The sequence below is a fragment of the Streptomyces sp. NPDC088400 genome (assembly GCF_044753355.1).
Taxonomy (GTDB): domain Bacteria; phylum Actinomycetota; class Actinomycetes; order Streptomycetales; family Streptomycetaceae; genus Streptomyces.
In genome coordinates this window covers 107756-121364 of record NZ_JBIVMZ010000012.1, presented here as the reverse complement: position 1 = coordinate 121364, position 13609 = coordinate 107756, and the positions used below count along the sequence as shown (strand labels likewise).

Annotated in this window: 10 protein-coding genes; 1 reads left to right on the top strand and 9 read right to left on the bottom strand. The window is 71.2% G+C overall.

All coding sequences use genetic code 11. The annotated features are described in order from the left end of the window. Positions 1–124: 124 nt before the first annotated feature. Positions 125–1660 (bottom strand): GNAT family N-acetyltransferase, encoded by a 1536-nt coding sequence (locus ACIQD6_RS27505; protein WP_401887168.1) that lies wholly within the window; start codon positions 1658–1660, stop codon positions 125–127. Positions 1661–1990: 330 nt separating this feature from the next. Next, the gene (locus ACIQD6_RS27500; protein WP_401887166.1) at positions 1991–3613 is read right to left on the bottom strand and encodes an alkaline phosphatase D family protein; all 1623 of its coding nucleotides are present in this window, start codon (positions 3611–3613) and stop codon (positions 1991–1993) included. Between the two features lie 317 nt (positions 3614–3930). Here ACIQD6_RS27500 and ACIQD6_RS27495 point away from each other — a divergent pair, with 317 nt between their 5' ends. After that, positions 3931–4695, top strand: a complete 765-nt coding sequence (locus ACIQD6_RS27495; protein ID WP_401887163.1) for a GntR family transcriptional regulator — start codon at positions 3931–3933, stop codon at positions 4693–4695. Between the two features lie 41 nt (positions 4696–4736). On the opposite strand, the gene ACIQD6_RS27490 is transcribed toward ACIQD6_RS27495, so the two are convergent. The 7 genes from ACIQD6_RS27490 to ACIQD6_RS27460 form a co-directional block, all read right to left on the bottom strand. Continuing rightward, the gene (locus ACIQD6_RS27490; RefSeq protein ID WP_401887161.1) at positions 4737–5894 is read right to left on the bottom strand and encodes an ROK family transcriptional regulator; all 1158 of its coding nucleotides are present in this window, start codon (positions 5892–5894) and stop codon (positions 4737–4739) included. A gap of 126 nt (positions 5895–6020) precedes the next feature. Further along, a complete protein-coding gene (locus ACIQD6_RS27485; RefSeq protein WP_401887158.1) occupies positions 6021–7457 on the bottom strand; it encodes an MFS transporter in 1437 nt (478 codons plus the stop codon). A 130-nt stretch (positions 7458–7587) separates the two neighbouring features. Continuing rightward, positions 7588–8622, bottom strand: coding sequence for an NAD(P)-dependent alcohol dehydrogenase (locus ACIQD6_RS27480; protein ID WP_401887155.1), 1035 nt, complete (start codon positions 8620–8622; stop codon positions 7588–7590). Between the two features lie 96 nt (positions 8623–8718). Next, positions 8719–10272, bottom strand: a complete 1554-nt coding sequence (locus ACIQD6_RS27475; RefSeq protein WP_401887152.1) for a mannitol dehydrogenase family protein — start codon at positions 10270–10272, stop codon at positions 8719–8721. Between the two features lie 2 nt (positions 10273–10274). Beyond that, on the bottom strand, positions 10275–11498 hold the full coding sequence (gene manD / locus ACIQD6_RS27470; protein ID WP_401887149.1) for a D-mannonate dehydratase ManD: 1224 nt from the start codon (positions 11496–11498) through the stop codon (positions 10275–10277). Next, on the bottom strand, positions 11495–12493 hold the full coding sequence (locus ACIQD6_RS27465) for a 2-hydroxyacid dehydrogenase (RefSeq protein WP_401887146.1): 999 nt from the start codon (positions 12491–12493) through the stop codon (positions 11495–11497). The genes manD and ACIQD6_RS27465 overlap by 4 nt, the downstream gene beginning before the upstream one ends. After that, on the bottom strand, positions 12490–13527 hold the full coding sequence (locus tag ACIQD6_RS27460) for a LacI family DNA-binding transcriptional regulator (protein WP_401887143.1): 1038 nt from the start codon (positions 13525–13527) through the stop codon (positions 12490–12492). The genes ACIQD6_RS27465 and ACIQD6_RS27460 overlap by 4 nt, the downstream gene beginning before the upstream one ends. Between the last annotated feature and the right edge of the window lie 82 nt (positions 13528–13609).

The window sequence follows — 13609 nt, the reverse complement described above, 5'->3', positions numbered from 1 at the left end:
TCCGGCCAAACCCCGCGGGACGCGGGAGGTGGACGGAGACGGGACGGGGACCAATGGGGGCCGCCCCCGGCCGGGCACGGTGGCCGGGCCGGGGGCGGCGGTGGGTGGTGCGTGGGTCGCGCGGTCAGCGATCCGCCTGCTCGTGCTGCTCGCGCAGCTCGTACGTCTTGATCCGCTCGGTACGGCCGGCCCTCTTGTACGTCTCGGTCCGCTCGGTGCGGTCCGCCCGCTCGGCACGGGCCCGGACCGCCGCCGGGTCCAGCCGGGCCGTGATGACCAGGGTGCCCTCGTCGATCTGGTAGTCCAGGGGCAGTCCGAGGTCCCGCATCGCCGCGACCATGCCCGTGTTCGATGCCTGGGTGACCGCGTACACGCTGGAGCAGCGGGCCTCGACGGCGAGGGCGACCAGCCTGTCGAGCAGCTCGGAGCCGATACCCCGCCGCTGCCAGGCGTCCTCGACGATCAGGGCGATCTCGGTCTCGTCACCGTCCCAGAGCAGATGGCCGAGGGCGACCAGGCTGCCCGAGGCCGTCTGGACGGCGAGCGTACGTCCGTAGCGCGGGCTGAGCAGATGGTCCAGATAGCGGTCGGCGTCGTCCAAGGGGCCGTGGTAGCGCAGGCTCAGCGTGTGGTCGGAGCAGCGCGTGTGCATGGCGCGGGCGGCGTCGAGATCGTCCAGGTCGGCGCGGCGGACGGTGATCTCCTCACCCTCCGGGAGGGTGAGGACGTCCTTGCTGCGGGGGATGCGCGGACCGAGCCGGGTGTCCAGCTCGACCAGCGCGCGGGCGCGGGCGAACTCGGTGGGTGTGAAGGGGAGATACGGGCGCTCGACGGTGATGCTGCCGCCGTTCGGGTCGCGCAGCCGCATCTCCGTCTCGTCCAGCGCCCCCTCGACGGGCGCGCTCTCCCCGGCGGCGTGGCCGGTGACCGATGCCGCGGGCAGGTAGTGAATGGTGCAGCGGCCGAGCAACTGGCGCAGTGCGAGGGGAAGTTCCGCGGTGTCCAGGGCGGTACGGGTGGCCAGGCCGAGCACCCGGGTCGGGGTGTCCACCAGGTCGTGCGCGTCGGCGCGCTCGATCCAGGTGCTGCTGCCGCCGGCGGCCGAGACCTCGCGGGTGAGGTCCCTCGCCTGGAGCGCGGCCGGGGCGCGCAGCAGGAATTCGTCGACGGTGCCCTCGGCCAGCGGATGGGTCTGGAGGGTCAGTATGTCCACGCCGTGCGCGGCGAAGGTGGTGCACAGTGCCGCGAGACTGCCGGGCTCGTCGCGCACGGTGGTCCGCATCCGCCAGAGCGTGGTGTCCGCCGGATCGGCCAGGGCCGCCGGTCCCGTTCGGCTTCCGTTCCGTACGGACGGAGCGGCCGACGAGACGGACGCGGCCGGAGTGCCGGGCGAAGCCGGATCGCCGGACTCGGCCCCGCCCGTGCCGGACGCCGGAGGGGCATGACCGTGCCTCCGTGCCCACCATGTGTGGAACGTGGCGGTGGCGGTCAGTGCCGCGGCGGAGACGACCAGCAGGAACGCTCCGTCGGGACCGTGCACGATCATGTTGGCCACGGCGTCGGCGACCGCCACGGCGGTGAACAGGGCGGCCAGTTCGACAAGATCCCGCCGCCAGTGGTGGGGGCGCCGGGCACTTTTCGCAGATGTCACATTGGTCATGACCTCACTCTGACGGAATGGTGTTGCGCGATCACGAACGGTTTGTGACTGATGGGTTAAGGATGGATCTGATCCCATTTGTGCCACCTTTGACCATTTTTGGAGTGGAGTGATCGGCTCAGCGACGCAAAATGGCGGGCGCGCGGCCCGGGCCGGCAGACGGGTGGACAGACCGCTCGCGTGGCCGCCTTCTTCTCTCTCCCACTCCGGGCCCGGACCGAGTGGTCCGGGCCCGGAGGAGCCGCGGGTGCGGCAGGGAGTGGTCGAGCGGGCAGGTGCCCGGGCGGAGGCGGTCGGCCCCCTACCGGTCGGGCCCCTACCGGTAGGCCTCTACTGGCCGACCTTGCCCGGCTGGAGCACCTTGCTGAACAGCACCGTGCCGCCCTCCTCGCGCAGCCGGACCGTCAGCTCCCCGCTGACGCCGTCGATCTCCACCTCGCCGAAGAGCGGCGGCGTCTCCATGGGGGAGAGGTTCTGCCCCTCGGGTGCCTTGACGAAGACCCGGTCCGGGCCGAACGTGCTGTCCAGGGCGCTGGCCGGGAACTGGCCCGCCGCGATCGGGCCCGTGACGAACTCCCAGAAGGGCTCGAAGTCCTTGAACGCGGCCCGCTCGGGCAGATAGTGCTGCGCCGACGTGTGGTGGACGTCCGCCGTCAGCCACAGTGTGCCGGTGATCCGCTGGTGCTTGATGTACCGCAGCAGGTCGGCGATCTGGAGCTCCCGGCCGAGCGGGGCACCCGGGTCGCCCTGCGCGATCGCCTCGATGTTCGCCGTACCGTCCGGCACGACCAGACCGATCGGCATGTCGGCGGCGATCACCTTCCACGTCGCGCGCGAACGCGACAGCTCACGCTTGAGCCACTGAAGCTGCTCGGCGCCCAGGATGCCGGTCGTGTCGTCGGTCTGCCGTCCGGGGGAGTTGGCGTTGCGGTACGTCCGCATGTCGAGGACGAACACATCGAGCAGGGGGCCGTGGTTGACCACCCGGTGGACACGCCGGTCCGCCCCGCGCGCGTGCAGCGTCGAGATCGGGTAGTACTCACGGAACGCCTGCGTGGAGCGGGCGGCGAGCACATCGACGTTCTTCTCGGTGTAGCGGTCGTCGTCCAGGATCTGTCCGGGGTACCAGTTGTTGCGTACCTCGTGGTCGTCCCACTGAGTGATCGACGGGATCGCGGCGTTGAAGCGCCGGACGTTGGAGTCGAGCAGGTTGTAGCGGAAGTTGCCCCGGTACTCCGCGAGGGTCTCGGCCACCTTGGACTTCTCCTCGGTGGTGATGTTGCGCCAGACGCGGCCGTCGGGCAGCGTCACGCTCGGCTCGATCACCCCGTCCGCGTAGATGTTGTCGCCGCTGCACAGGAAGAAGTCCGGGTCGAGCCGGCGCATCTCGTCGTAGACGGTGTAGCCGCCGATGTCCGGGTTGATTCCCCAGCCCTGACCCGCGACGTCGCCCGACCACGTGAACCGGACATCCTGACGGCGCTTCGTGGGCGCCGTACGGAACGTGCCGTACACCGGCTCCCCGGTACGGCGGGGGTCCTCGGGATCGGCGAGCGTCACCCGGTAGTGCACCTGCTCACCCGCCGGGAGGCCGTGCAGCGGGACCGTCCCCGTGAAGTCGGTGCCGCGGCCCAGCAGCGGGCCGTGCCAGGCGCGGGCGCGGCGGAACGACTCGGTGGCCGAGGTCTCCACGATCATCCGCGCGGGCCGGTCGGACCGCACCCACACCAGCCCGCTGGACGAGGTGACATCGCCCGCCTGTACACCCCAGCCGGCGCGCGGCCGTCCTGACAGGGCCTGCGCCGGGGCGGCGGCCGCGACAAGGGCGCCGCCGGGCAGGGCCAGCGCCGCCGAAGCGGCGAGCGAACCACGCAGCACGCCGCGGCGGCCGGGGGCGGCGGGGGCGTCGGTGGCCGGTGAGCGGCGTGAGGATTTCTGGGGGTCGTGCGACATCGAGGAGTCTCCTGGGCAGATGAGAGCCGGGGCTGTGATGCCATGCCTAACGCCTGGCGGCGGCCGGAGTGCTAACCCCGAGTGAACAAAGCAGACCGGAGTGGGACGAGGTGCTCGGGTTTGTGCCGCGACTGTCACCCCGGTACGAACGTTCTGTAAAGGACCGACTCCACAGTGCGATTCCCCTTGGTGGTGGGCGGAGTATTGGTCTTGACCAAGGGGGTGTGCGGTCCTATGGTCGCTAGTTAGTGCAGGAACCTTTAATAAATAAGGTCAGGGAAAACCCGCCGGACAGACGGCGATTGCGGAGGAGCAGGGTGGGGACCACGCAGCTGGAATCGGTGCCGGAGCCTAAGTACTGGCATCTCAAGAACGTGCTCGGCGAAGCACTCGACTCGGACTTCGCGGTGGGGGAGATCCTCCCCAACGAGCGTGAACTGGCCGCCCGTTTCGGCGTCGCCCGCGCCACGCTCCGGCAGGCGCTCGAACAACTGGAGCTGGAAGGCCGGCTCCAGCGCCGCCGCGGAGTCGGCACGACCGTCGCCCCGCCGAGACTCGGCGTGGACGTCTCCACGGTCCAGCACGAATGGCCGGGCGCCGCACAGGACTCCTGGCGTCCGCTCGACTGCGCCACGGCGCCCGCGTCCACCGCCGTCGTCCGGCTGCTGGAGTCGGACACCGGCGAAGAGATCCACACGGTCCGCAGGATCCGGGTCTCGCACGGCCAGTCCGTGGCCGCCGAGCTGCTCCACGTACCGTCCTCGTCGGTGCCCGGGCTCTCCGCCATCGACGCGCCGTCCGGACCCGCCCGCGCCCGCGCCGTCCTGCGTGAGCTCCAGCATCTCGGCCTCGACGGCCAGGAGCGCGCGGTGGAGCTGGGGTCGGCGCGCGCGGACGACGCCAAGGAGCTGGACCGCCTCCCGGGCGCCCCGGTCCTGGTGGTGACGACGCGCTATGTCGTCGAGGGCCGTATCGCCGCCGTCTCGGTGGCCACGTACCGCGCGGACACCTGCCGGCTCACCTTCGGGGACTCCGGCGACCTGGAGATCAGCGACCAGCCGCAGGAGCGCGAAGCCTCCTGAACCGGCCTCAGGTACCCGTCTCCAGAATGACGGCCCGTCGCTCAGCGGCGGGCCGTCACCGTTCCCTCCACCGCGAACAGCTGCTCCTCGACATGGTCGAGGGCCAGCCGCAGCGCGCCCGTGGCCACCGCGGCCTCCCCGAGCAGCGAGAGCGTCACCCGAGGCGGGCGCAGACAGTAGCGGGACAACTGGTCGCGCAGCGGATCCAGTACGCCGTCGAGCCCGGCCGCCCAGCCGCCGATCACGACCAGCTCCGGATCCAACGCCAGTACCAGCGCCGCCACATCGTGCACCAGCCGCTGGATGAACCGCTCGACAGCCGCACAGGCGCTCGCGTCGCCCTCCTTGGCATGGGCGAAGACCTTGGCCACCGCCTGCTCGTCGAGAGGGTGGAGCGGCTCGTCCGTCATCGACAGCAGCGTCTCCGGTGTCACCTCGCGCCCCAGCAGGTGCAGCGCGCCGATCTCACCGGCCGCCCCGCCGAAGCCGCGGTGCAGCCGCCCGCCGATCAGGGCGCCCGCCCCGGGGCTGAGCCCGGCCAGGACGAAGACGATGTCGTCGGAGTCGGTTGCCGCGCCCTTCCACTGCTCGGCCACGGCCGCCGCGTTGGCGTCGTTCTCCACCAGCACCGGACAGCGGAACGAGCGGCGCAGCCGTTCGCCGAGCGGGAGTCCCGTCCACTGGGGCAGCGCGGTGCCGAGCCGGACGGTCCCGTCGGCCTCCACGATGCCGGGGCTGCCGACACCCACCGCCCGCAGGGAACCGCGCGCCACTCCCGCCCGCCGCAGCACGTCCGCGACGACGAGGCGGACCCGCTCCAGGCGTTCGTCCGCGTCGGCCTTCTCCGAGACCTCCCGCGAACCGGAGTTGACGATCCGGCCGTCCAGCCCGGAGAGCAGCGCGGCCACCCGGTGCGGTCCGATCTCGATGCCCAGCAGATGCCCCGCCTCGGCCCGGAACCGGAACCGCCGTGCCGGGCGGCCCTGCCTGCGGGCCCCGCCCTCCTCCGGCGCGGACTCGATGACCAGGCCCGCCTCGATCAGCCCTTCGACCACACCCTCGACCGTCGGCCTGGACAGACCCGTGGCCCGGGTCAGATCCGTGAGCGTCAACGACCCGGCGCCCCGCAGGGAGTGGAGGACCACCGCGGAGTTGATCCGCCGCAGGAGGGAAGGGTCTCCGCCGGTCAGCCGCCCCAAGGCCTGTCCTCCCCGCTGGTCCGAGTGTTCCGGTGTTCGAGTGTGTGCCGGATGCTACTCGGTGGCCGAGGGCGCGGCGAGTGCCGAGGGGGCGGGCCCGGCTCCCGAACGACCCTTCGCCCGTGGTCAGTCGAGGGCCGCGCCCTCCAACGGGCCGGTGCGCGGGGCCTGTTCCTGCCGGGCGCGGGACGCGGCGGGGTCCGTGCTGTCGGCGGCCGTGTTGAGATCGCGGTCGAGTGTCTCCGGGGACATCCGGGTCGCGATGAGACTGACCGTTGTGACCAGCATCATGTACACGGCGACCGGAATCCAGGAGCCGGAGAACGCGGTGACCAGCGCCGTACAGATCAGCGGCGCGACCCCGCCGCCGATGACGGAGGAGAACTCCCGGCCCAGGGTGACCCCGGCGTAGCGGTAGCGGTTTCCGAACAGCTCCGGGAAGTAGCTCATCTGTACGCCCACCGCGCCCTGACAGGCCAGGATGAAGCCGACGACGATCGCCACGGTGATCGCGACCTTGGACCCGGAGTTCAGCGCGATGAACGTGGGAGCCGGCAGCAGCACCAGCGCGCTGAGGATCAGTGTGTACACCGGGCGGCGCCCGAAGCGGTCCGAGAGCGTACCGAAGCTGATCGCCGCGATACCGCCGCAGATGGCGCCGAGTAGCAGTACCTCCGGCACGAAGTCCTTGTCGACGCCCACGGTGGACACCAGGTAGGAGGCCATGAAGACCTGGTAGGTGTACGACTGTGTGCTGATGCCGAAGTTCATGAAGAGGACCAGGAACATCGGCTTCCGGCCGTGCTTGAAGACCTCCTTCACCGGCGAAGTGGGCCGTTCATGCTGCTGCTTGAGCTCCTTGAAGACGGGGCTCTCGTTCAGCTTCCGCCGGATGACCATGGCGACGACGGTCACGACGAGACTGCTGCAGAAGACCAGCCGCCAGCCCCAGGTCATCAGGGCGTCGTCGGACAGCCGTTGGGCGAGTATCCAGGCCACCGCGCCGAGTGCCGTGCCCAGCGCCGCGCCCGCCATGACCAGGGAGGACAACTTCCCGCGTTGTCCGGTGGCAGCCGTCTCCGTGAGCAGGGTGGCGCCTCCCGACTGCTCCGCGCCCGCGCCGAAGCCCTGCCCCATGCGGCAGATCAGCAGCAGGATCGGGGCGAGCAGTCCGACCTGGCCGTAGGTGGGCAGCAGGCCGATGGCGAGGGTGCAGCCACCCATCAGCAGCAGTGTGGCGACCAGCACCCACTTGCGGCCGAGGCGGTCCCCGTAACGGGAGAAGAAGAGCCCGCCGAGCGGCCGGGCGGCGAACCCCACCGCATAGGTGCTGAAGCTGGCGAGGATGCCGACGGACGACGAGACGTTGGGGAAGAACAGGTCGCTGAAGATCAGCGCCGAGGCGGTGCCGTAGATGACGAAGTCGTACTGTTCGAGCGCGGTGCCGATCAGACCGGCCCAGGCGGCGCGTCGTACGGCCTTGGGGTCGGCGGGCGGTTCCCCGGACGGGGCGTCGGCCGACGACGGCAGCGGTGTCGCGGCGGGAGCGGTGTTGCTGTCCATGATCCATGCCTCCTTGAACGGATCGAATTCCAAAGTGGAGCGGAGCGGCCCGGAGTAGGGCAAAACGGTGGAGTGAAGGAGTGAGTGAGGAAGGGTGCGGAGCGGGGTGCGGTACGAGATTCGGAGAGGGTCAGACGGCCCGGTCACCGGGACGGACGACGACCTTGAGATGCGACGGATCCTTCACCGGTGCGCGCAGCGCGTCGGCCGCGTCGTCGAGCGGGAACCGTCCGGTGAGCACCCGCGCGAGATCCACCCGGCCGTCGGCGGCCATCGCGATGGCGGTGGGGAAGGCGTGCGCGTAACGGAACGCGGTCGCCAACTCGATCTCCCAGCGCTGGAGATGCGCGAGCGGCAGACCATCGACGCTGGGCGCGGCCTGCCCGACGACGGTCGCCCGGCCGGCGGGGCGCAGGGTGTGCAGCCCCTGCCAGAGGGCGGCCGGATGGGCCGAGCACTCCAGCAGCCGGTCGACACCGGTGAGTTCGGGGGCGCGGTCGGCCGTGTTCAGTACGGCGCTCGCGCCGAGTGCACGCGCCTGCGCGAGCCGGGCGTCATTGACATCGGTGACGATCACCTCGGCCGCCCCGGCGGCCCGCGCCACCTGCATGACGAGGATGCCGATCGGGCCGGCTCCGGTGACCAGCACCCGGTCACCGAGTTCGACCTCCGCCCGCCGCACCGCCCATACCGCCACGGCCAGCGGCTCGATCAGCGCGCCGACCTCCAGCGGGATGGCGTCGGGCAGTGGGTGTACGGCGCGGCGGGGAGCGATGACGTACTCGGCGAAGGTGCCGTCGGTCGGGGGTGACCCGAGGCAGACGCCCACCGGGCAGAGGTTGTAGCGCCCGGAGCGGCAGGTGGGGCAGGTGCCGCAGCCCACGGCGGGTTCCACCGCGACACGGGTACCGGCCTCCAGCGCCACACCGGAACCGGTCGCCGTGACGGTCCCGGCGGTTTCATGTCCGAGCACCGTCGGTTGGCGCAGGACGTTCTGGCCGTTGCGGCCGTCGGCGAAGTAATGCATGTCGGAGCCGCAGACCCCGACGGCGTCGACCGTGACCAGCACGTCGTCGGGGCCGAGGGCGCGCAGCGGGATGTCTTCGATACGGAGGTCACCCGGGCCGTGCAGTACGGCGGCGCGGGTCGAATCGGGAGCGAACACGTTCTCACGTCCTTGTGAGCGTCCGGAGTGGGTCGAAGGGATGGGAGAGACGGGAGGGATGGGAGGTATCGGAAGGGAATCGGGGAGGGAACGCTGTCAGTGGCCGGTCCGTGCCACCCCCTCCGCGGCACCGACGGCACGTGCGTCCGCGGTGGCATCGGCACCGAAGGCATCGGCCGCGGCGGCGGCCGGTCCGTGGCGGACGATGACGCCGATGAGTTCGGCGATACGGGCGGCGAAGGCCGGGTATTCGGTGAGCCCGTCGCCGAGCAGCCCGCTCGCCAGGACGGCTTCGACGCCGGAGGCGTCGGCGGCACGGGAACCGAGGGGAGCCCGGCCGGTGATCCCGGCGAGCCTCTCGCGGGCCGGATCCACCATGGCGGCGGCCTGCGGCCCCGGCGAGAAGCCGGGCGGCGGCGCCACGCAGCACAGATACGCCGCCACGGTCAGCGCCAGATGGTGCGGCATCCGGCCCGCGCGAAGGTGGAGCAGGGCGGGGTCGGGTACCCGCTGGCGCAGCTTCACCGACCCGTCGGAACCGACCTGCCGGGTGCGATGGCCCAGGGCCGTATTGCCCCAGCGGTCGAACAACTGCCCCACATAATCATCGAGGTCGACATCGGCGGGCACGGTCAGGCTCGGCAGATACTCGTCGTGCAGCACACTCCGCGCCGCGTCGGCGATGAACGGCCGGGCGATCGCGTCCGGAATGGTCTCCCGGCCGTCCAGAGCGCCCAGGTAGGCGATGAGCGAGTGGGTGCCGTTGAGCAGCCGGAGTTTCAGCAGTTCGTACGGCTCGACATCGTCCGTGAACAGCGCCCCGGCGTGCTCCCAGCCCGGACGTCCCGCCGCGAAGCGGTCCTCCATCACCCACATGCTGAACGGCTCGGCAGGCACGGGCACGGCATCCCGTACGCCGAGACGCGTGGCGACCGCGTCGCGGTAGACATCGGTCGTGGCGGGGACGATCCGGTCCACCATGGAGCTGGGGAACGTCACCGAGTTCTCCAACCAGGGCATCAGGTCGTCGCGTTCGGCCGCCGGGAGTGCCTCGGTGAACTCCTGCACCAGCCGCTTCGTCCGGTCCCCGTTGCCCACCAGGTTGTCGCAGCTCAGCACGGTCACCGGCGCCGCGTGTGCCCGCCTGCGGCGCTGCAGTCCGCGCACGATCTGCCCGATCGTGGTCCGCGGCGGCGCGTCACCGCGCAGGTCCGCCCGTACCACCGGGGCGTCGAAATCGAGACCATGGGTGCGCGGGGAAAAGGTGTACCCGTGCTCGGTGACCGTCATGGTGATGACGGCCGTGCCGGGCGCCGCCAGGGCGTCGAGGACGTCGTCCGGCTGCTCGGCGGCCACCAGCGCGCCGGTGTGCACGGCGGGGACGGTGACCTCGGTGCGCCCGGGAGAGATCTCCACGACCGCGTACCGCATCTCCTGCTCGCGCAGCGCCCGGGCCACGGTGGTCGAGCGGCCGGCGACACCGAGAATGCCCCAGGGGCCGTCGGTGTGCGCCAGCGCCGCCGCGGTGTGCACGGCCTGGTGGGCGCGGTGGAAGTTGCCGAGGCCCAGATGCACGATGCCGGTCTCGGCGGGCGGGCGCCGGTGGGCGAGGGTCGTACGGCCGAGGCGGGGAAGGCTCGTCGGAGTCATCGTCACCAGTCCGTCATCGAGCCGTCGCGGCGACGCGCGACCGGCAGATAGGCAGGCTCGTACGGGAACCGGGCGGCCAGCTCCTCGTCGACCTCGATCCCGATCCCCGGCCGGTCGCCCGGGTGCAGATACCCGTCCTCGTAGCTCCACGCGTGCCGGAACACCTCGTGCACGACCGGCTCGTAACCCATGTACTCCTGGATCGCGAAGTTCGGCGTCGAAAGCCCCACATGCAGCGACGCGCCCAGCGCCACCGGCGAGACGTCCGAGGGCCCGTGCGGCCCGAGCCGCACCTGCCAGATCTCGGCCAGCGCCGCGATCCGCCGCAGGTGACTGATACCGCCCGCGTGCGTGACACAGGTCCGCACGAAGTCGATCAGCTGCTCGGTGATCAGCGTCTGGCACTCCCAGACCGTGTTGAACACCTCACCGATCGCCAGCGGCACGGTGGTGTGCTGCCGGACGTGCCGCAGCACCTGCTGGTTCTCGGCGGGGGTCACGTCCTCCAGCCAGAAGAGGTCCACCGCCTCCAGCGCACGGCCGAGCCCGGCGGCCTGACCGGGCGTGAGCCGGTGATGCACATCGTGCAGCAGCTTCAGCTCGGGCCCGACATGCTCGCGGACCGCCGCCAGAACCTTCGGAGCGTGCCTGAGATAGGACTCGGTGTCCCAGACCTCCTCCACCGGGGCGGCGCCGCGGCCGGCCGGCTCGTACCCCGGAGCGCCCTCGCTCACCCCGTACACCGTGTCGAGACCGGGGACGCCGCTCTGCGCCCGTACCGCGAGGAAGCCCCGCTCCCGCTGCGCGTCGACCGAGTCCAGCAGCCGCGGGACATCCCAGCCGGTGGCGTGCGTGTACGTGAGGATCCGGTCCCGGACCGCGCCGCCGAGCAGCTGGTAGACGGGCTGCCCGGTCGTCTTCCCCTTGATGTCCCACAGCGCGATGTCCACCGCGCCGATGGACGTCATCGTCACCGGACCGCGCCGCCAGTACGCCCCGCGGTAGAGGTACTGCCAGGTGTCCTCGATCCGCGCCGGGTCGCGGCCGACGAGCAGCGGGGCGACATGGTCGCGCAGATACGAAGCGACCGCCAGCTCACGTCCGTTGAGTGTGGCATCGCCCCAGCCGACGACCCCGTCGGCGGTGGTGATCTTGAGCGCGACGAAGTTACGGCCCGGACTGGTCACGAGCACATCGACGGCGACGATCGTGTCGGTCGTGGTCATCGGGCCACCGCCACGACGTTGTGCAGCCGCTCACCCATGGCGAGCCGGCCGATATTGGCGGCGATGTCGTCGGCCCGGCGCGCGAAGGTCTCGCGGGTGAGGCCCGAGGAGTGCGGTGTCATCAGTACGTTGTCCAGCGTCTCGAAGGGGTGATTGCCGGGGGCACCGGTGTGCCCGCCGGACGGGTACCGGTACCAGACGTCGAGCGCGGCGCCGGTGATCGTACGGTCGCTCAGGGCGCGGAAGAGCGCGTCCTCCTCCACGACCGGGCCCCGGCCGACATTGACCAGGACCGCAGACGGACGCATCCGGGACAGCTCGGCCGCGCCGATCAGTCCGGTGGTCTCCGGAGCGAGCGGGGCCGACACCACGACCACGTCGGAGGTCTCCAGCAGTGTGCCGAGGTCGTCCACGGTCCCCGACCAGGCGAGCCCGTGAGCCGCCGCATCGACGTCGCCGCGCCGGGTGACCGTCACGCCCCGGGCGCCGAACGCCCGGAACCGCTGCCAGCAGCGGGCGCCGATATGCCCGAAACCGACGAACCCGATCGTCGCCGTACTCAGACTGTCCACCCACGGAGAGAGCGGATCGTGCGCGGGGGAGTCCCACTCGCCACGGCGCAGCGCGTTGTGCTGCCGCAGAAAACCACGCCGCAGCACAATGGCCGCCGACACGGCGTACTCGGCGATGGAGTTCTCGTGGTGGAAGGTGTTGGCGACCTGGGTACCCGGCGCCAGCGAGCCGACCTCGATCTTGTCCGTACCCGCGCCGGCGGCGTGCACCAGCCGGAGCCGCCCGGCCGCACCGGCCATCCGGGCGGTGCAGTGCCCCGACACGAGAACGTCCGCCGTCGCCAACGCGGCCTCGATCGCCCCGGCGTCCCGTACATCGGGCCAGTGGACGGCCGTACCCTCCGGCAGCGCGGCCTCGAACTCGGCACGCAACGGAGCGAGGTTGGGGTCGGCGACCACCACGGTCAGTTCGCCGGTCCTCATGACACACCCTTCATCGCCCGGTCCGCCGCGATTCCCCGGCGGGACGTGTCGGCGGCGGGGCCGGTCGACCCGCGCACGATGAGCTGGGTCGGCAACCGCAGCGTGCGCGGAGTCTGCCGCTCGCCCGCCAGAACCTGACCGAGCATCTCCAGACTGAGCGCACCCGCCCGCGCCATCGGCACCGCGATGCTCGTCAGCGACGGCTGCGACACCTCGACGAACGGGATGTCGTCGACCCCGATCACACTCAGGTCCTCCGGGATGCTCAGCCCCAGCGCCCGTGCGCCGGAGATCACCCCGAACGCGACGAGGTCGTTGTGCGTGATCACGGCGGACGCGCCCGAGGCCATCACACTCGCCGCGGCGGCGGTCCCGCCCGCCACCGTCTCGGACTGCCACCCCAGCAACTCCAGTGCCAGCCCGGCCCGTTCGGTCTCGGTACGGATCAACTCGACGCGGTGAGCATTGGACCAGGACCGCTGCATGCCCTGCACATAGGCGATCCGCCGATGGCCGAGCGCGGCCAGATACTCGATCGCCTGCCGCATCCCGTGCGCCGCGTCGGCGATCACGCAGTCCGCGCCGGACGTCTCACGATTGACCAGCACGGCGGGCGTACGGCCGCAGATGCCGAGCACTTCCTCCGCGTCGAGCCGGGGCGAACACACGATCAGACCGTCCGCCCGCTCCCGCAGATGGGCGATCACCTCGCGCTCACGGTCCGGATCGAGATCAGTGTCGGCGAGCACGACGGTCTGCCTGCGATGCCACCCCTCACCCTGCGCGGCCTTCACGAAGGCCCCGAACACGGGGTTGGCGATGTCGGGCACGACGACGGCGACGGTGGCGACGTCGCCGTCCGCGGGCGAATCGACGGTACGGGCCACGGGGGGCTCGTAACCCAGCTCTTGCGCAACGGCCAGAACCTTGCGCAAGGTCTGTGGTCCGAGTCGGCCCGGATCGCTGAACGCGCGGGATGCGGTGGAGAGGGCGACGTTGGCGCGTTTGGCCACGTCGGTCAGGGTGGGGGCCATGGGGACTCCGTTACTGGTCGGACGGAGCGGGGTGAATGAACGGCATGTTGCATGGTCGTCACCGTTGCGCAAACTTGTCAAC